Below are 18,063 nucleotides of genomic sequence, written 5' to 3' on the forward strand. Positions count from 1 at the left end.
CGTTGTCATATCCGACGATGATCTCCCGGCCTTCTGCAACCGCACGTCGGCCGGGCAGCGTCTATGCCGTCACTTCTTGCGTGACGGGGACGCGTTTACGGGGCATTTGGGGAAGAGCAGGTACGTATGAGGGCATGTCGCACAGCGCCGAACGTGGCGCCGTACGCGTACAACCCTGACGGGGGGCAGCGTGTCCAACAGGCGTGGCAGAGGTTCTCGACATCACAGTGGTGGGCCCGTTGCGAGGCGCGACCATGCGTCCGCCGCGGCGGCCCCGCGCGCCCGGCGGCATGCCGGTGATCGCGCCCATGCCCGCCGCACGCCCGGCGCAGTTGCCCTCGCAGCGCGGGGGTGCTGACGAGACGGTGGCAGCAGGAACCACGGTCGACCATCTCACCGAGACCTACCGCGCCCACTACCGTTCGCTGCTCGGCCTCGCGGCCCTGCTCCTGGACGACACGGCGTCCTGCGAGGACGTGGTGCAGGAGGCGTTCATCCGGGTGCACTCCGCGCGCAACCGCGTCCGGGAGCCGGAGAAGACGCTCGCGTATCTGCGCCAGACCGTCGTCAACCTGTCGCGCTCCGCGCTCCGCCGCCGCATCCTCGGGCTCAAGCTGCTCTCCAAGCCCATGCCGGACATGGCGAGCGCGGAGGAGGGCGCCTACGACCAGTTGGAGCGGGACGCCCTGATCAAGGCCATGAAGGGGCTCCAGCGGCGCCAGCGCGAGGTGCTGGTCCTGCGCTACTTCGCGGACATGACGGAGGCCCAGGTCGCGGAGACGCTCGGAGTTTCGCTGGGCTCCGTCAAGGCGTACGGTTCCCGCGGTATCGCGGCGCTGCGCGTCGTGATGGAGGCCCAGACATGAGCGGGCCCCGCCACCGGGACGAGCACAGGCACGAGAATGACCCGACGGGAAACGGAATTGTGAACCACGGGCCGGAGAAGACTCCGCACACCGATCCGGAGCAGCCGGACCGACCGGACGGTCCGCGCGAGGCGAGCGCGCCCCGAGAGCGGGACGAGCCGGACGAGAGCGGCCCCACCGTCTCCTCCGACTCCTCCGATTCCTCCGATTCCGCCGTCTCCGCTGATTCCGCGTCCGCGCCCGGTACGCTCACCGACCTCTTCGCGGGCGTCCGGAGCGGGCTCGGAACCGGTGACGACGAGATGGACGAGATCGCCCTGCGCCGGATGCTGCACGGTGCCGTGGGGGGCCTTGAACCCTCCGATCGGACCCTGGAGCATCTCCAGCGCGCGGTGCCCGCCCGGCGGGCCCGCCGACGGCAGGCAGTCGTCGGCGCGGCCGCGGCGGCGCTGCTGATCGGCACCGCGGTCCCCGCTTTCGTGCACGTGGCGAGCTCCGACGGCCCGGCCACCGCCCTCCCCGCCATCGCCGGACACGGCGAGAAGGCCCAGGGCGACAAGGAGGAGGAGCCCAGGCCCCAGGCGCCGGGCGACCGGACCGTGGAGCCCACCGACCAGGAGAGCCGGGGCGGCGTCGGCGAACCGAAGCCTTCCGAGCAGAACCCCTCGGCGGATCCCACCGAGGACCCGGTGGACGGCGCCACGGCGGGCGGTCCCTCCGCCGCGCCCCCGCCGGCGGATCTCACCTCCCTGCCGGTCTGCGACCCGGGCCAGCTCGGCGTCGCCTCCGCAGGAGCGGGCACTCCGGGCGCCGACGGCACGGTCTACGGCAGCTTCAAGATCGCGAACGTCTCCGGCGCGGAATGCATGGTCAGCAGCAACGGCACCGTCGGCTTCACCGCCCTCGGCGCCGCCGACCCGCTCAAGATCAACGTCATCCAGCACACGGCGGGCGACCCCGCCCCCGGCCTGCCCGACCCCTCGCAGGAGCCGGGCACGGTGCTGCTGAAGCCCTCCATGGCCTACGAGGTGCAGTTCGCCTGGGTCCCCGCCGACACCTGCCCGACCGTGGCCCCCTCACCCACCCCCACCCCGACCCCGGACCCGGGCACGAGCACCGGGGGATCGACGGGTGAGAGCTCCGGCCAGTCCGGCACCGACACCCAGTCGCTGCGCGAGGACGGCTCATCGGCGGACGGCAGCATCGCCGTGACGCACACACCGGAGACGGGCGCGCCCACGGCCGAGACGAAGATCGACAACGCCTGCGCGGGCACGATCTACCGGACGGGCGTACTACCCACCTCGTAGTCGCCCGGAGGCCCACGACAGACGCACCGGCCCCTGGGAGCCCCACGAGCTACACGGACCCGACGAGCTACACGGACCCGACGAGCTACACGGGCTCGACGGGCTTCACGAGCTACACGGGCCTGACGAGCTACACGGCACCACGAGCACTACGCCCCCCGTGCGGTCTCCGGAGTCTTAGGCGCCTGCACGGCCCCGCCTTCCGCACTACGGGCGTCGGCTTCCCGGCCCTCCGCGCCCTCGCCGTCCGCGCCCTCGGGCTCGTCCGCCGGGACGAGCCCGAGGGCGACATCGCGGACGGCCTCGGCCTCGCGGCGGACCAACCGGAACCACATGAAGAGCACGAAGCCGGCGAAGACGAACCACTCGCCCGTGTACCCCAGGTTCTGGAACGCCTTCAGGTCGAGCCCGCTGCCCTGCGGGGCGGCGGCGGGCACCGGCTTCATTGCGCCGCCCGTACCGCCCGCCTCCACCTCGGGAAGCGTCACCCAGGCGTCGTACACGTCGTAGTCGACCAGGTTCACCAGCGACGCGGCGCTGATCATGCCGAGCTGGCCCGTGGGGAGCCCGCCCCTGGTGTCGACGCCGTCACTGTGGATGTTCTCGGAGGCCTGGAGGTCGCCGGTGACGGTGACCTCGCCCTGCGGCGCGGCCGGTACGGGGACGCTGCCCGCGGTGCCGGGCAGCCACCCGCGTACTACCGGGAGGGCCTTGCCCTCGTCGGTCCGCAGCAGGCTCAGGACGTAGAAGCCGCGCCGCTCGTCCAGTTCACGGCCGGGGACCAGGAACTGGTCGGCGTACGTCCCGGTCGCGATCGCCGGGCGGCCGGACGTCACCTTGTCGACGGGCAGCAGCTCGTCCAGCGGCTTCGCGGCCCGGGTGCTCGGATCGGGCGCTTGCTCAGCCTGCTCGTGCGACTGCACACGGTCCTCGAAGCGGCCGAGCTGCCAGGTGCCCATGAACACGCAGAACGGGATGGCCAGCACGACGAAGAGGTTGATCCCCCACCATCGCGGGGTCAGCAGGAACCGGTACACCCCACCAAGGTACGGTTCCCCGCCCCGGCCCCCCGGAGCGGGGTCGCCCCTTTATCCGCGTCTTACGCCCCCGTGGCGGACCGCCCGCCCCTCACGCCCCCAGGACGTCACCACCCCCCAGGTGCTTCAGGGCGAACTCCAGCTCCAGCCGTACCTGCTTGATGCGCTCCTCCACCACCAGCGACCCGTGCCCGGCGTCGTACCGGTAGACCTCGTGGACCGCGCCGCGCGCCGCCAGCCGGTCCACGTAGTTCTCCACCTGACGGATGGGGCAGCGCGGATCGTTGACGCCCGCCGAGATGTAGACGGGAGCGCGCACCGCGTCGACGTACGTCAGCGGGGACGAGGCCTCGAACCGCTCGGGCACCTCCTCCGGCGTACCGCCCAGCAGCGTGCGGTCCATCGCCTTCAGGGCCTCCATCTCGTCGTGGTAGGCCGTGACGTAGTCCGCGACCGGCACGGCCGCGAGCCCCAGCGCCCAGGCGTCGGGCTGGGTGCCGAGGCCGAGCAGGGTGAGATAGCCGCCCCAGGAGCCGCCGGCCAGGACCAGCCGCTGCGGGTCCGCGAGCCCGGCCTTCACCGACCAGTCCCGCACGGCCGCGATGTCCTCCAGCTCGATCAGCCCGACCCGGTGCTTGAGGGCGTCCGTCCAGGCGCGGCCGTAACCGGTCGAGCCCCGGTAGTTGACCCGCACGACGGCGAAGCCGTGATCCACCCAGGCGGCGGGCCCGGAGGCGAAGGCGTCGCTGTCGTGCCAGGTCGGCCCACCGTGGATCTCGAAGACGGTGGGGAAGGGACCGTCCCCGGTGGCGGGCTTCTGCACGAGGGCATGGATCCGGCCCCCCGGCCCCTCCACCCACGCGTCCTCGACGGCCACCGAGGCCGGGGCCTTCGCACCCGGCGGGTCCAGGACCACCGCACCGCTCGTCGACCGCACCACCGGCGGCTGCGCGGCCGAGGACCAGAGGTACTCCACCGTGCCGTCCGGCCGGGCCGTGGCGCCCGACACCGTCCCGGCGGGGGTCTCCACCCGCACGGGCTCCGCCGCCCCCGGCTCGTACCGCCACAGCTCGCTGCGGGCCTCGAAGCTGTGCTCGATGAGCAGGGCGGACCCGTCCGGATACCACTCGGCTCCCACATCCCCGGGCAGGTCGACGGGGAGCGCGGTCTCCGTGCCCGCGACCGGGTCCCAGATCATCGGCTCCCACCGCCCCCGGCGCTGGTGCCCCACGAGCAGCCGGGGGTCACCGGCCACGGGCGCGAAGCCCAGGACGGCGAGCCCGAGCTCCTTCGTACCGCCCTCGGTGTCGTCCAGCTCGGCCACCGTGGAACCGTCCGGGCGCACCACACGCAGGGCGGAGTGCATGGCGTCGCCGTGCTCGGTGTGCTCCAGCGCGATGAGCGACCCGTCGTGCGACAGGTCCCCGACCCCGGCGGACTCGCGATGCCGATAGATCTCGACGGCATCGCCACCGCCCGACGCCGGCACCCGATGGATGGTCGTCCCCTCCTCATCCGTGGAACGGCCGATCACGGCGGACCCGTCGCGCCCGATGGCGAGGCCCGCCGGATACGAGGGAGCGAGGCCCGGGGCGGCGGGCTCGTCCTCCCCGCCGCCGAAGGGCTGGCGCATCCACACGCCGAACTCGTCGCCGTCGGTGTCGCTGAACCACCAGATGGCCTCACCGTCCGGCGTCAGCACGCCGTCGGTGGTCCCGTTGGGCCGGTCGGTCACCTGGCGCTGCCGCCCGCTCGCCCGGTCCCACGCGTACAGCTCATAGGTCCCGGTGGCGTTGGAGACGAAGAGCGAGCGGTCGGGCGCGTCCTCGGCCCAGTCGGGCAGGGACACCCTGGGCGCGCGGAACCGCTGCTCCCACTCCGGCATGGTCGAGACGTTCTCTGATTCGCTCATGCCTCCATCCAACCCGATCTCCCGCCCGACCGAAGAAGCCCGTCCACAACCCCCCTATGAAGATATGACCGCACCCCTCCGCCTGTGGATAACCGTTCGCACCCTTCCCGCCCCATGGGTAACTTTCCGGATATGTACTCCCCGACGCCGGACGACTGGCAGGACGCCAACCGCGCACGCTGGGACGAGCGCGTGCCGATACACGCGGCGAGCGACTTCTACGACCTGGAGGCGTTCCGGGCGGGCAAGGACGCCCTGCGCCCGTTCGAGCTGGCGGAGGTCGGCGATGTCACGGGAAAGACCCTGCTGCACCTCCAGTGCCACATCGGCCTGGACACCCTGTCCTGGGCGCGCCACGGCGCCGCCCAGGTGGTGGGCCTGGACTTCTCCGAGCCCGCCGTGGAGACCGCCGGGGGCCTGGCGGAATCGCTGGGCCTGGGCCCGGACCGCGCGGCGTTCGTGGCGGCCGACGTGTACGACGCCGCGACGGCCGTCCCCGACTCCTCGTACGACATCGTGTACACGGGCATCGGCGCGCTGAACTGGCTGCCCGACATGGAGCGCTGGGCCGAGACGGCGGCCTCGCTGGTCGCTCCCGGCGGCTTCCTCTACCTGGCGGAGTTCCACCCCCTCACCGACACGCTGGACGACGGGACCGGCTCGGTCGTCACCCACGACTACTTCAGCCGTGAGGCCTGGGTGGACGAGACCCCCGGGACGTACGCCGACTTCGACGCGCCGACCGTGCACAACCGCAGCGTCGAGTGGCAGCACCCGGTGGGCGAGGTGGTGACGGCGCTCGCGGCGGCCGGCCTGCGGATCGAGTTCCTCCACGAGCACGACGTCTCGCTCTTCCCGCGCTTCGGCACGCTGGAGCGAGGCGCGGACGGCCACTACCGCTTCCCACCGGACCGCCCGAGGATCCCGCTGATGTACTCGCTGAAGGCGACGCGTCCCAAGCCGCAAGGGACATGACGACAGCTCAGCAACGGCTCTTAGGCCGATTGTCAGTGCCGCACGCCACACTCACTCCCATGACGCACGAGACAAGCGACAACACCTCCACGGCCGGCCTCCGCACGGCGGTGGAGACGTACTGGGCGACGGCCGACACCCGCGACTGGGACGCATTCGCGGCGACGCTGGCGGACGACATGGTGTACGAGCTGCCGCAGACCAGGGAGCGCATCCACGGCAAGGAGCGCTACGTGCGTTTCAACCAGGAGTACCCGGGCGACTGGCACATCCGCATCGAGCGGATCGTCGCCGACGCCGAGGGCCTCCAGGCGGCGGCGCGGACCGAGGTCACGGTCGGCCCGGAGAAGACGCACGCGATCCACTTCTTCACCTTCGACGACCGGGGCCTGATCACCGGGGTGACGGACTTCTGGCCGGAGTCGTACGAACCCCCTGCGGGCCGGGAGCACTTGGTGGAGAGGTACTGAGGAAGGCGGCCACCGGGTTCACCGCCGAACCGCCTCCACACAGCCACAGCCACAGCCACAGCCACAGGTACGGCCCCGCTACACCACGGACCGGAAGGCAGGCAGATAGCCGCCCGACTGCCCGGCGGTGGTGGGGTGGTACGAGTTCTGGACGGGCACGGTCACGCTGTGGAGCCAGGCGTCACCGGAGCACAGCTCGTGCCCGGTGAACTCGTCGACGACGCTGGAGAAGGTGAAGCCGGCATCGGCGGCCCGCTTGGCGAGGACCCCGTTCAGCACGTCCGACGCGTCGTTGATCGCGGCCCGCTCGGCCTCGGTGAGCCCCGCGACGCAGCTGCCGGAGAGCTGGTAGAAGCGCGGATACCCGAGGACGACGACCTGAGCGTCGGGAGCGCCCGCACGGATGCCGTCATACAGCGAGTCAAGGCTCCCGGGCAGGGAGCTGTTCATCTCGGCGACCGCGGTGTCAACGCCGCTGATGCAGGTGGCCTCGCTCCCCAGCACGCAGTCCTGCATGACATCGGCGAACCCGACATCGTTGCCTCCGGCCGTGACGCTGACCAGCGAGGTGGACGCGTCGAGCACGCCCAGCTGACCACTGGCGACGGAAGAGGTGGTCGCCCCCGAGCAGGCGACGAAGGCGAACGAGGTGGGGGAGTTCGCCGCCGCCCACAGCTGCGGATAGGCGTTGGCGCTGCGCCGGCAGTTGCCACTGTCGGGAAGGTAGTCCCCGGCGCCGACACCGGAGGAGTAGGAGTCGCCCAGCGCGACGTAACCGCCCGCAGCGGCCGAGTCCGCCGCGACGGCGGTCCCGGCGACACCGAGAGCGGCCACGGCGGCGAGTGCGAGAGTGGATAGGGATGCCCAGAGCCTACGTACGGACATGGCTGCCGACCTTCGAAGTGTGGGGGGTGAGTGGGGGTTTGAAGGTGCGATGCAGTGTCTAGCAGCTCGCGGTACCCACCGGTAATGCCCACGCAAGAAGTCGTCTGATATGCCCGGATGATCTCCGGGAGGGTGACGCTCCGCGCGTAGATGAACCCTTAACTCCGTGCAGAAACAGCCAAGTTCAGGGGAGATTATGCGTCCGACCGCCGCCCGCCCGACGGCGTTTCGCACCGGCCCGGAGCGGCAAGGCCCCGCTACTGGAGCCGGCGGTTTCATCCGTACGGCCCAACGTGGCAGCCCGGTCCCTGGTCCGTCGGCTGGGCCCTCCTGCGGCCTGCGGGTGACTGGCAGATGGTGATCGCCCCATGAGCACGATGTGACCAATCGGTCACCGACAGGGGCGGGTGCCCCGCTCAACCGGCCGACGGTGATGGCGGCACTACGGCCCGGTTCGGCGAGGGGTAGGCGCCGTGGCGATGGACACACGGCAACGTCAGAGGGCCCCCACCGATTCGGTAGGGGTCCTCTGACCTGGTGCTTAGCTGTCGGGGTGGCGGGATTTGAACCCACGACCTCTTCGTCCCGAACGCTATCCGGGGGGATGCCAGGCTGCCCAGCTTGGTCCTGTGCTGGGCAGATGGGGCGTCGGCTCGTCTGTCGGCGTCCCTGCTCGTCCCTCTCCGGTTGAGTGCGTTGGCCCCCCGTTTGGCCCCCAAGGGATGGGCAATGTGCAAGGAACAGGCCCTGGAACAGCCGCAGTGACGGCGCGATCTCCCTCACTGATGACGGAGGGGCTGACGTTCAACGTCACCAGCCGACCACGAACGCGGCTGACTGACTGCACCTCTGAGCTTCGGTCGCGCTCACTGACGCCGCCGGTCTGAGTGAGCGGTCTCCGGTAGGGGTAGGTCGAAGATCGAGCCGAGATTGTACGAAAACTACTGTGTGACCGAGCGATCTTAACTATGCTGAGTAACATGGTTTCATCTCACCCGGTATCGCTCCTGAAGTTGCAAGCTAATGTCGATAGCGTGAATGACGCACATTACCTTGCCGCATTGCACTCCTGGCTGCTAGAAGATAGTGCGCCATTGAATGATGTGTCCGTCGATACTGTAAAGCGGAATCGCCCTGGTCAAATGGCTGGCGTTTTCGACACAGTGATTGCCGTCGCAGGGCAGGTCGCGAGCCTAGGAAGCCTCGTGATGGCCTATCTCACTTGGCGTCAATCTATGCAACATGAAGAAGATTCAGCGAATCTGGTCAAAGTTCACGTAGAGGTGAACGGCACTCAGGTCGCCATTGAGGGGCTGAATGATGTGCAAATTCAAGAACTCGTCGCATCTCTGAGGCGCGAGACTGCATAAAATGGTGGCGGATCGTGGCAAAGTAAATGGTAGTCGATTCATCATCTCTGGGTGTCACCAGTATGAGAATCTAGAGGATCTCCCGTCCGTAAAAAACAACCTCAATAAGCTAGTGGAAGTTCTGGGCGATCCCGCAATCGGGGGGATCGAACCTGAGGTGTGCACTGTTATTTCGCAGCCGAGCAGTCCCGGTATTGTGCTGGATGCAATCTACGATGCAGCAGAAGAATGCACCGACACCCTGCTATTCTATTTTGCGGGCCATGGGTTGACTTCATTTCCAAATGGCGACTTGTCTCTCGCTATTCCTGCTACGTCTACTGCTCGACCCCATACATCGGTCCGATTTGACGACGTGAGGGCCGCCGTATTGTCGGCCCGTAAAGCTCCGCGAAAAGTAGTGGTTCTTGATTGCTGTTTCAGTGGCAAAGCCATGGTTGGCTCGATGTCGGGACCTGTCGATCTTGCCGCACATTCCGACATCGCGGGAACCTACATCCTTACTGCTGCGGCTGAGACTAAGACGGCCCTCGCTCCTCCTGGGGAAACATACACGGCTTTCACTGGCGAGTTGCTCAGACTTCTATCGGAGGGGATTGTTGGCGCACCCGAATACCTCAGTCTGGAAATTATTTACGCTAACCTCCGTGATCGCCTAATGGCCCAATCGCGCCCCGTTCCGCAGCAGAGGAATAGGAACGAAGGCGCGAAAATCGCGCTAGCGCGCAATGTTCGTTTTTCGCCCCTCGGGCGCACGCATGCCCTTAGTTCGGGTGTTCTGGACTATATGACTGCGCAGATTGATTCCGGGTTTGATGCTGAGGAGACTGTACGGAGAATGCACTCCGTCCATCTTCCGTACAGTGAGCGTCTAATAGGTGCTCGGCTATTGTCTCTCAAGCGTCCTCAACTTAAAAGTGAATGCGTATCGGTTATCGAAGACATTTTTGAAGCTAGCGACGGCAGTGGGCTAGATAAGGTTAGCGCCCTTGAGCTAATAGCAAAGATTGAACCCACGCGCCTCGCTTGGGTCTGCGACCGGTTGGCCGAAATTGCCATGCGTTCAGGTTCTAATGGCTTTACGCAGATCACCCGTGAGAACGCCTGTGAGCAATTGCAGAAACTAGGGGCAGGGGACGCTGCTGTTGCGGGTTACCGGGCGCTTCTGGCGGATTCAAGCGTCGGCCTCGGTAGGCGAATATTGACAGCGCAGGATATGGCGAAGTATGCCCCTCAAGTAAAAGGTGAAGCGATTGAATTTATGTGGCAGTCTCTAGAGTCCTCCAAAATGAGTAATGACGAGCGTATCGATGTGCTCCGTAGAATATGCGTGGCAAGTCCGGAGCAGATTCCGGCCGCATCTGAGATGATTGAGAATCTCATGAAGGGAGAGGTTGAATAACCAAAGGCTAAACGTGCGGCCGTGGCGTCAGAAGAGCTTCAGCGATGCTAGCCATCGTCGTGACGATCGCCCAAGCTCCGGCGGCAGCGAGGCTTTCCTCCTTGCCGGGCTTGTTGGCGAAGCCGATCGCCATGGAGCCCGCCCGCGCGGAGGCCTCGATGTCCGTAGTCGAATCACCGATCAGTGTGCAGGTGCTCGCTCTGACCCCAAGTCCCTCAGCGGCTCTTTCAAGAGGAAACGGCGAAGGCTTCATGAGGTCCGGGCGATTCGGGTAGCGGCCGATCACTTGGTGCACGAATCGATCAAGGTCGTGGATTGCTAGAAATTCCTTCACGCACGCCGCCGAGTTGTTGCTGACGATCGCCACTCTTCGGCCGGACTTATGGGCCGCGCGAAGAGAATCCACGGCGCCCGTGACGGGGATGCCCGCAGCCTTGACTGCCGAGACTTCTGCCGCCGTGAGGGCTTCTTCGATGCGGCGCACGGCACTCTCGCCGACGCGGGGTGCCAATCGCAGCACTTCCATCGGGTCGTCCGTTTCGAGAGCCCGCTCGCCAGTCGACGTGTCGATCTGGGTGAGGATGGCGGCGAGCTCTCGCGCGACGTCAGGGGCGGGGTGCCCGGCGAATACGTCGCAGACGGGCCCGTCGAAGTCGAAGAGCACGCCGCTGGTAGCGGCGACGGTCGCGGTCAGGCTCTCAGGCGCCATAGGGGTCGAAGTCCCTTCCGACGGTGCTCCAGACGCTCTCGAACCAGAGGCGGGCCTGTTCGACTTGCTGTGCGCCGCTGGTCGCGTCGCCTTCATTGGTCGAGTAGTGGAACAGTGCAGCGTCCGCGCCCACCAGGTCGTAGATGTCGATCGTTTCCCCTCCCGCGGACACCTTGTTCGGGCGGATCGGGTAGTACCCGAAGAACGCGTCTCCCTGGTTGATGACGTAGAGTTTGAAGAATTGCGTTCCGCTGTGAACTCGCACGCTGACAGTGGCCTCTTGGACTAGGCCAAGGTGCTGGAGTTCCCCCACGGCGTTGGCGATGCTTCGGGTGAAGCCGACCATCATGTCGTGCATGCGGGCTCGGAGGCGGGGGTCGTCAGCGCCGTCACTCCGACGTACCGGGGCGGCCTGAGGCACGTCCATGTCCGGCACCAGAATTCGGATGTTGATGCTGGTCGGTGTCAGTCGGCCGACCCGGATCTTGTCGATCGGTTCCTGTAGGGCTCCATGCAGCGTCTCACTAGAGAAACCAGCGAAGTCGATTGAGACGTTCGGGCTGGCGAAAGCCTGCTCGACGTAGGGCCGCAGACCGGCCGGCCGTTCGGTCCGGTTCCGCACGTACACGCCGCTTCCCTTGCGGGAGACGACCAGCCCTTCATCCTCCAGGTCCCGCAGTGCGCGCTGAATCGTCGCCCTGGCGAACCCGTACAGGTCGGTGAGGTTCTTGTGCGACGGCAGCTTGTCGCCAGGGGCGAGCCTCCTAGTCCGAATGGCTGCGGCAAGGCTGCTGGCGACCTGCTCGTAAGGCGGGCGGCTGTCGTCCGGGTCCAGCGGTTCGGGCGTGAAAGTCATGCCCCGATGCTACGCCCCAAATCCTTGATCAGGGCAGCCAGGCTAGCCAGACATTGACATGGCTAGTCATGCTGGCTACATTAGGGGCAGCTCAGCCAAGCTAGCCAAGTTGGTCAAGTGCGGTGAGTCGGGCCTTTCTTTGGGCTGCTTCGACCTGCGCCCGTCGGCTCTCCGCCGGACCGCATCGCTGAACCGCAGGAGCCCCGCATTGGTCGGGGGGAGGGTCCCGGGTCCCTTGTCAGTCCCGGAGGGCTTAGACCGAAAGGTCGCGTCTCCATACGCCTACCCGGGAGCTCGTGTTCCCGAAGGAGACACCCGCATGTCCAGACCCACCGCAGTGCCCATGACTGCTGCGGCCGGTTGCCTCCTCCGCCCGTCCAGTCCGCTTTACGCGGTGCTGTACGGGCGGGGCTGAGGGGAGCCGGACACCCGGTTTCATCCAACGAGAGGGGCCCACGATGTGGGGAAGCGTGATCGCGGTACTGGGAACCCTGCTGGGGTCGGTGACCGCCTATCTGCTTCAGCAGCGCACCGCCCGCACCGACCGTGCGGATGTCCGCCGGCATGAGGAGCGGCGGGACCGGATCGCGGCTGTCACCGCTGCGACGGCGGCGTTGGCCGATCACCGGCGGGCGATGTGGGTCCGCGAGGACGCACGGCTGTCCGGCGCTTCGGAGGCCGACTACCAGGCCGCCCGTGTGGCCAGTCACAACACCCGCTCCGCCCTGACCGCCCCGCTGACCACGCTGGCGATCCTGGCCCCCGAGCTCGCTGTAGCTGCCCATGCTGCGGCGGATGCGGCGTACGCGCTGCGGGGTGCGGAGAACCGGGAGCTTCTCGACTTCTACCGCCGGGCCGCGATCGAGGCCGCCGACGACCTCATCCGCGCCGCCGCCGCCACCGCGACCGTCTGACGCTCCAACCGCTTCACGACGCAGTGCGGCCCCGGTGCTGGAACACCGGGGCCGCTGTTCGAGCCGCACATCCTTCACAGGGAGAGAACGACTCATGAAGAGCATCGCAGCACTTCAGGCCGTTGTTACGGCCGCCCCGTTCGACGGTGAGCCGTCGAACGCCGAGCTGGACGCGATCGAGACGGAGATGCCGCTGATTCTGGCGGACGTCGTCCTGCTGGACGCGCAGATCATGACCATCGACCGCACCCCGACCGAGCTGGACCAGCAGCGCATCCGCCGGGCACGGCGCCGGATGCTGGCCGTTCGCCGGGACCTCGCCAACCGCGCCGCCGCCGTGGCCGCGCCTGGCGGTGCGGCGTGAGTGAGTCGATGACGCCGGACAGCAGTCCGGCCCCCGCCGAACGGGCCTACCCGATCACCCCCCGGCCCGAGGACGACGCCCGGTTCACCGCAGGGCTGGCCCTGGACGTGGCCGACGTACTCACCCGGCACGGCTACCCCCGGCCCGCTTCCGGCCCGGACTGGGTGGAACTCAAGCTGGCCCTGTTCCGCTTCCTGTACGGGAACGGCGGTGCGGCATGAGTGCCACGACCGCGAAGACGGTTCTGCCGGCCGTCGCGATGACGGCGGTGTCCATGGTCCTGACGCTGGCCGTGGTCGTGATGTGGCTCGGTACCGCGATGCCGTGGCCGATCGCCCTGGTCGTGGGTCTGGGGATCGATGGCGGGTGGCTCGCCACCCTCGCCTACGAACGCCGTCTCGCCGCCCAGGGTGACCACTCCACCCCGGTTACGGTCGTGGGCTGGTTCTTCGGCCTGGTTGCCACCGGTGTCCTGGTCGCCCATGCCGCCACCGCCGACGGGAGCGCCGGTGCGTGGCTCGCGGTGGCCTGGTTGCCGCTGGCGGCGAAGGCGTTGTGGTTGGTGCATGGGTTGTGGGAGCGGACCGCGTTGACCGGGTCCGCGTTGGAGGCGATTCAGGGGATCCAGCAGGAAGCCCGCGACGAAGCCGCCGTGGCCCGTGTTCGGCTGCGGGCCGAGGCGGGCACGGAGGAGACGCGGCTGGCGGCTGTGACGCAGGCCGGGGCGCGCGTCGCACGCGTCCAGGCACAGACCGCCACCACCCTCGCCAAGGCGTGGTCGACGCTGGAGAACACCCGGGCCGGGAAGGACACCGGCAGGGCCCTGACCAGCGTGACGACCCGCGTCACACCCGGCGTCACACCCACCTGGGAACTCCCCGTCTGGGGCCCCACCAACCCCCTCCCCGCGCTGGAGAGTGCGCCCGCGCTCACGGATGCGGAGCTGGACCGGTTGGTGGATGAGATCCGGCACAGCGAGACCCCGGCCCTGTCCTACCGGGAGATGTCCACCCGCTTCCGGGCCGCCGGCCACTCCGCATCCGAGGTCCGGCTCCGGGGGGCGTGGAAGCGCGTCGTGGCCGCCTGATGGCCGACGTCTACCGGTGGCGCCTCGCCCCCGACGGGTTGGCCACCCGCCGGCAGCTCCGGTCCATGGGGCTGCGGCCGGGCGGTCAGGACGTCGTGGCAGAGCTTCACCGGCCCCGCCGCCGGCGGGGCCCGCTGGTCGCCTACCTCTACCGCATCGAGCACGCCAAGCCGGTGCGGCCCATGACCCCGGGCCGCACGGCTGCTCTGGCGGCGGCGATGCTCGCCCGCCGCACCTGCCCCAACTGCCGGACCGACGTCGGGTATTGCATCCCGCGTTCGCTCGGCATGTGCGTCACCTGCCACGACACCCCGCCCGCCCGGAAGGACATCGCCTGATGAACGCCGCCGAGTACCGTGCCGCCGCCGAACGCCTCCTCGCCAAGGACCGGGACCGCTACCAGGCGATCACCCCCTACGACTTCCGCAAGGCCGAGATCCTCGCCCAGCTCGCCGTCTCCGCCGCGACCTCCGAGGCCACCGAGGCCCGTACCTCGCAGCCGTCCGACGCCTGACGCAGTACCGCCCCGGCCACCCGATGAACGCGGAGGTGGTCAGCCGGTTCGACTCCGGCCCGGGGCACTCTCGCACCACCCCGCCTAGGGAAGGACCCGCGTGGAACCCCACCTGCCCGCCCCCCGTCCGCCTGCCGTCGTGCAGCTCCCGGACGGCACCCCCGCCTACACCGACCACCTGCCCGCCCCCTACCAGCAGTCCACGGCCGTGCCTCATGTCGTCCACGTCCACCAGGCACCCCCGGACCGCACCGTTCAGCGTCTCGCGCTCGGCTCCGGGATGGGCGCCGGGATGGTGGCCGCCGGGGTCTACTTCGGCCCGCTGCTGGTCGGGGTGCTCACCGCGATCGCCGCGAACCTCGCCCTGCTCGCCCTGGTCGCTGCCGTCTGCGCCTGGGGCGTCGTGACCGTCGTGAAGTCGGTCGGCGACAAGGGCGCCCCGACCGGCCGCAAGCGCCGCTGACCTGGAAGGGAGACACCCCGTGTTCCAGGCAGGTGATCGGGTGCGGATCGTCTCGTGTGAGGACGACCCGCGCGCGGCCGGCAGAACCGGCCGGATCGTTGACGAAGTACCGCCCGGCCCGCTCACCGGGGGCCGGTGGACCGTGCACGGGATCGGGCTGCTGATCGGCCCCGCCCTGTGCCACACCCGCGAGTTGCGGCCCGCCTGACGGCTGCCCGCCACCCCCGAACTGGACTCGTTTCGGGGGTGGTTGGGGAGCCGGACAGTCCGGCCCCATCACGGGAGGTCACCGTGCACAGCTACACCAAGGCCGAGTCCCGCGAGCGCGGCAAGCTGTTCCGCAAGGGCTTCCGCCAGTCCCTCGCCGACTGCGTCGACCCGGACATCAAGCGCCGGATCGAGCGCATCGACCAGGCCGCCGCTGAGCGCGGCGCCCTGGAACTGGCCGCGCTGCACGAGGTGCAGGCCAAGGCCCGCCAGGATCTCGCCGCCGCCAAGGCCGTCGAGCGCACCGCCCCCCGCGCCGACAAGCCCGCCGCTCGCGAGGCCCGCAAGCAGGCCGAGCAGCGCGTACGCCTCGCCGAGCGGGCCGTTCACAAGGCCGAGCGCGGCTGAGCGGGGGCGGCCGGACCCGGCCAAGGAAACCGGCCACCCCCATCACACCCCAACCCGTTTCACTGAGCAGGAGAGGCACGTTCATCATGACCGAACCCGCCATCGCGGACCCCGGAATGGGGACCGTGCACCACCTCGACGACCACCGCCCCACCCCGCCGGCCGACCCGGTCAGCCTGGCCAAGGACCCGGCCACCGCACCGACCACCCCGCCGCCCCTGGCCGTGCCGCAGGTGTCGCGGATCGTCCGTACCGGCCGCGCCGTCCGCAGGGTCGCCACGCATGACCGCACGCGTTCCACGGCCCGGTTCGCCGTCCGGCACGGCATGTACGTGGTCGGCGGCGGCCGGATCGTCGCCCGCCGTGCGTGGGAGGGCCGTACCGCCTCACGGTATGAGCGGATGCTGCGGGCGGCGGAAGCCGCGGGGAACCTCGACCTCGCCACCGAGTGGGAAGAGCGCCTCTCCCGCTTCCGCGCCGCCCGCCACCAGCGCCGCATGGACCTGCTCTCCGCCCCGGTCAAGGCCGCCAAGGGCGCCGCCGCAGCGGCCGGGCTCACGGCCGGTGGGCTGCTGGTCCTCGGCATCTTCCTCGCCATCGCCAACACGAACTTCGCCGACCTCGCCACCCCGACCCTGGCACTGATCGAACTGGTTCGCTGGATCGTCGTGGTCATCACCGTGGTGTGGGGGCCGCTGGTCACCCTGGGACCGTGGGCCGCCTTACTGGCCCTGTGGGGTGTGGGGCGGCATCAGCAGGCGGCGCCGCAGTGGGTACTGCCCGCCCGGTCGGCGGACGCGGGGGCGCCGATCACCCCGTCCGTCGTCGTCACCGCCCTGCGCGATCTCGGCATCGCGCCGTTGCGGCAGGCCGTGAAGGAGATGGGGGATGCGGGGGCCGCGATGCTCGGCCCGATCCGCATCGCCGGGTGCGGTGTCGAAGTCGACGTCACCCTCCCCTCCGGCGTCGCCACCAACGAAGTGCAGGGGCGCCGGAGGAAGTTGGCGGAGAACCTCGCCCGCCATGAACACGAGGTGTTCATCACGATCCCGCAGGCCGCCCGCACCGTCCGGCTGTGGATCGCGGACTCCGGGGCGCTGGACGAGCCGATCGGCCCCTCCCCGCTCCTGACGGACACCACCCTCACCGCCGACTACGCCAAGGGCCGGGCCCCCTGGGGTCAGGACCTGCGCGGGGACGCCGCCCTGATCAGCCTCTACCAGCGGCACTTCCTGATCACTGGCCTGTCCAACCAGGGCAAGACCGCCGCCCTGCGCGCCCTCGCCCTCTGGCTCGCCCTGGACGCCCGGGTGGAGTTCCGGATCGCGGACCTCAAGGGCGTCGGGGACTGGGGCATGTTCGACGGCCTCGCAACCGTCCTGATCCAGGGGCCGACCGATGACCACGTCATCGAAGCGACGGAGATGCTGGAAGGCCTGGTCAAGGAGATGGAGCGCCGCATCCAGGCGCCGCCCGGGACCGTGTTCACGCCGCTGATCGGGATCGTGGACGAAGCGCAGGTCGCGTTCATGTGCCCCGTGGTCGACGGCGAGAAGCGCCCCTACGGCGGGTCCAAGGCAACCAGTCGGTACTTCATGGCCGCCCGGAAGATCCACAACCAGGGGCGGGCCGTGGACGTGCTGCTCTACCAGGGCACCCAGGACCCCACCGACCAGAACCTCCCCAAACTGGTCCGCGAAGGCGCCCACACCCGCGCCTCCCTCGCCCTCGGCACCGATTCCCAGGCCCGCATGGCCCTGGGAGACAAGGCGGTCGACGGTGGTGCGGCACCGAACCTCCTGCGGCCCGGTCTGGACAAGGGCACGGTGGTGGTCGCCTCGGACGGGATCAAGATTCCCGCCGGGCAGGCCGCGATCACGGTGCGGACGCACTACATCAGCACCGACGACGCCGCCGTGGTCGCGGACCGCGCCAAGGCGATGCGCGACGGCGTCACCACCCTGACCGCCATCGACCACGGCGAGGACCGGGACCCGCTCGCGGACATCATGACCGTCCTCGGAGACACCTCCCGCGTCCTCACCCAGGACGTCCTCAAGCGCCTCGCCGCGCTGAACGAGGACGCCTACGGGGAGTGGTCGTTCCTCGACCTGAAGCGGGTCCTGGACGGCACCGGGGCCGAGCCCTACAAGTCCGACGGCCGCATGACCATCCGCCGCGAACGCCTCGCCCGCCACCTCGCCAACCGGGATACCGACGGTTCCGCTTCCGCCGCCGAGTAGCAGGGAAGTGACCCCCGCCGGGTCAGGGAGGCAGGGAGAACTCCCTGACCCCCTCCCTGACCTGCCTCCCT

At 69.0% G+C, this 18,063-nt stretch carries 21 protein-coding genes; 16 read left to right on the forward strand and 5 right to left on the reverse strand.

Going from position 1 to position 18,063, the window contains the following annotated elements:
• Window positions 1–203: 203 nt before the first annotated feature.
• A complete protein-coding gene (locus ACFWRT_RS25415; protein WP_179115509.1) occupies window positions 204–866 on the forward strand; it encodes a SigE family RNA polymerase sigma factor in 663 nt (220 codons plus the stop codon).
• 59 nt (window positions 867–925) lie between these two features.
• Window positions 926–2,176 (forward strand): hypothetical protein, encoded by a 1,251-nt coding sequence (locus ACFWRT_RS25420; RefSeq protein WP_380952053.1) that lies wholly within the window; start codon window positions 926–928, stop codon window positions 2,174–2,176.
• A 149-nt stretch (window positions 2,177–2,325) separates the two neighbouring features.
• Here ACFWRT_RS25420 and ACFWRT_RS25425 read toward each other — a convergent pair whose 3' ends face one another.
• The gene (locus tag ACFWRT_RS25425; RefSeq protein ID WP_380952054.1) at window positions 2,326–3,213 is read right to left on the reverse strand and encodes an SURF1 family protein; all 888 of its coding nucleotides are present in this window, start codon (window positions 3,211–3,213) and stop codon (window positions 2,326–2,328) included.
• A gap of 91 nt (window positions 3,214–3,304) precedes the next feature.
• Entirely contained in the window at window positions 3,305–5,125 is a 1,821-nt protein-coding gene (locus tag ACFWRT_RS25430; protein WP_380952055.1) for a S9 family peptidase, read from the reverse strand.
• Window positions 5,126–5,257: 132 nt separating this feature from the next.
• Between ACFWRT_RS25430 and ACFWRT_RS25435 the strand changes: the two genes are divergently transcribed.
• Together ACFWRT_RS25435 and ACFWRT_RS25440 are read left to right on the forward strand one after the other, a co-directional pair.
• The gene (locus ACFWRT_RS25435) at window positions 5,258–6,100 is read left to right on the forward strand and encodes a class I SAM-dependent methyltransferase (RefSeq protein ID WP_380952056.1); all 843 of its coding nucleotides are present in this window, start codon (window positions 5,258–5,260) and stop codon (window positions 6,098–6,100) included.
• A gap of 59 nt (window positions 6,101–6,159) precedes the next feature.
• Window positions 6,160–6,570, forward strand: coding sequence for a nuclear transport factor 2 family protein (locus ACFWRT_RS25440; RefSeq protein ID WP_380952057.1), 411 nt, complete (start codon window positions 6,160–6,162; stop codon window positions 6,568–6,570).
• A 78-nt stretch (window positions 6,571–6,648) separates the two neighbouring features.
• On the opposite strand, the gene ACFWRT_RS25445 is transcribed toward ACFWRT_RS25440, so the two are convergent.
• Window positions 6,649–7,455 carry an SGNH/GDSL hydrolase family protein gene (locus tag ACFWRT_RS25445; RefSeq protein WP_380952058.1) on the reverse strand — a complete coding sequence of 269 codons (807 nt, stop codon included), beginning with the start codon at window positions 7,453–7,455 and terminating at the stop codon, window positions 6,649–6,651.
• 980 nt (window positions 7,456–8,435) lie between these two features.
• On the opposite strand from ACFWRT_RS25445, the gene ACFWRT_RS25450 reads away from it, so the two are divergent.
• A complete protein-coding gene (locus tag ACFWRT_RS25450) occupies window positions 8,436–8,825 on the forward strand; it encodes an effector-associated constant component EACC1 (protein WP_380952059.1) in 390 nt (129 codons plus the stop codon).
• A 1-nt stretch (window position 8,826) separates the two neighbouring features.
• A complete protein-coding gene (locus tag ACFWRT_RS25455; RefSeq protein ID WP_380952060.1) occupies window positions 8,827–10,227 on the forward strand; it encodes a caspase family protein in 1,401 nt (466 codons plus the stop codon).
• A 7-nt stretch (window positions 10,228–10,234) separates the two neighbouring features.
• On the opposite strand, the gene ACFWRT_RS25460 is transcribed toward ACFWRT_RS25455, so the two are convergent.
• Together ACFWRT_RS25460 and ACFWRT_RS25465 are read right to left on the reverse strand one after the other, a co-directional pair.
• Window positions 10,235–10,936, reverse strand: coding sequence for an HAD family hydrolase (locus tag ACFWRT_RS25460; RefSeq protein WP_380952062.1), 702 nt, complete (start codon window positions 10,934–10,936; stop codon window positions 10,235–10,237).
• Window positions 10,926–11,792 carry a GntR family transcriptional regulator gene (locus ACFWRT_RS25465; RefSeq protein WP_380952064.1) on the reverse strand — a complete coding sequence of 289 codons (867 nt, stop codon included), beginning with the start codon at window positions 11,790–11,792 and terminating at the stop codon, window positions 10,926–10,928. Before ACFWRT_RS25465 ends, ACFWRT_RS25460 begins: the two co-directional genes overlap by 11 nt.
• 458 nt (window positions 11,793–12,250) lie before the next feature.
• On the opposite strand from ACFWRT_RS25465, the gene ACFWRT_RS25470 reads away from it, so the two are divergent.
• From ACFWRT_RS25470 to ACFWRT_RS25515, 10 genes are all read left to right on the forward strand, one after another.
• Window positions 12,251–12,706 (forward strand): protein kilB, encoded by a 456-nt coding sequence (locus ACFWRT_RS25470; protein WP_380952065.1) that lies wholly within the window; start codon window positions 12,251–12,253, stop codon window positions 12,704–12,706.
• A 94-nt stretch (window positions 12,707–12,800) separates the two neighbouring features.
• Entirely contained in the window at window positions 12,801–13,070 is a 270-nt protein-coding gene (locus ACFWRT_RS25475) for a DUF6284 family protein (protein ID WP_380952066.1), read from the forward strand.
• Window positions 13,067–13,291, forward strand: a complete 225-nt coding sequence (locus ACFWRT_RS25480; RefSeq protein ID WP_380952067.1) for a hypothetical protein — start codon at window positions 13,067–13,069, stop codon at window positions 13,289–13,291. Before ACFWRT_RS25475 ends, ACFWRT_RS25480 begins: the two co-directional genes overlap by 4 nt.
• The gene (locus ACFWRT_RS25485; RefSeq protein WP_380952068.1) at window positions 13,288–14,157 is read left to right on the forward strand and encodes a protein spdB; all 870 of its coding nucleotides are present in this window, start codon (window positions 13,288–13,290) and stop codon (window positions 14,155–14,157) included. The genes ACFWRT_RS25480 and ACFWRT_RS25485 overlap by 4 nt, the downstream gene beginning before the upstream one ends.
• Window positions 14,157–14,495 (forward strand): RRQRL motif-containing zinc-binding protein, encoded by a 339-nt coding sequence (locus ACFWRT_RS25490; RefSeq protein ID WP_380952125.1) that lies wholly within the window; start codon window positions 14,157–14,159, stop codon window positions 14,493–14,495. The genes ACFWRT_RS25485 and ACFWRT_RS25490 overlap by 1 nt, the downstream gene beginning before the upstream one ends.
• Window positions 14,495–14,671: a hypothetical protein gene (locus ACFWRT_RS25495; protein ID WP_237325464.1), complete on the forward strand. Its 177-nt coding sequence runs from the start codon at window positions 14,495–14,497 to the stop codon at window positions 14,669–14,671. The genes ACFWRT_RS25490 and ACFWRT_RS25495 overlap by 1 nt, the downstream gene beginning before the upstream one ends.
• 100 nt (window positions 14,672–14,771) lie before the next feature.
• A complete protein-coding gene (locus ACFWRT_RS25500) occupies window positions 14,772–15,134 on the forward strand; it encodes a DUF6251 family protein (protein ID WP_380952070.1) in 363 nt (120 codons plus the stop codon).
• 19 nt (window positions 15,135–15,153) lie between these two features.
• Window positions 15,154–15,342 (forward strand): hypothetical protein, encoded by a 189-nt coding sequence (locus tag ACFWRT_RS25505; protein WP_380952071.1) that lies wholly within the window; start codon window positions 15,154–15,156, stop codon window positions 15,340–15,342.
• An 83-nt stretch (window positions 15,343–15,425) separates the two neighbouring features.
• Window positions 15,426–15,749 carry a hypothetical protein gene (locus ACFWRT_RS25510; RefSeq protein ID WP_380952072.1) on the forward strand — a complete coding sequence of 108 codons (324 nt, stop codon included), beginning with the start codon at window positions 15,426–15,428 and terminating at the stop codon, window positions 15,747–15,749.
• Between the two features lie 86 nt (window positions 15,750–15,835).
• Window positions 15,836–17,992, forward strand: a complete 2,157-nt coding sequence (locus tag ACFWRT_RS25515; protein ID WP_380952073.1) for an FtsK/SpoIIIE domain-containing protein — start codon at window positions 15,836–15,838, stop codon at window positions 17,990–17,992.
• Window positions 17,993–18,063: the final 71 nt, after the last annotated feature.

Source organism: Streptomyces cyaneofuscatus, assembly GCF_042718795.1.
GTDB classification, from domain to species: Bacteria; Actinomycetota; Actinomycetes; order Streptomycetales; family Streptomycetaceae; genus Streptomyces; species Streptomyces cyaneofuscatus_A.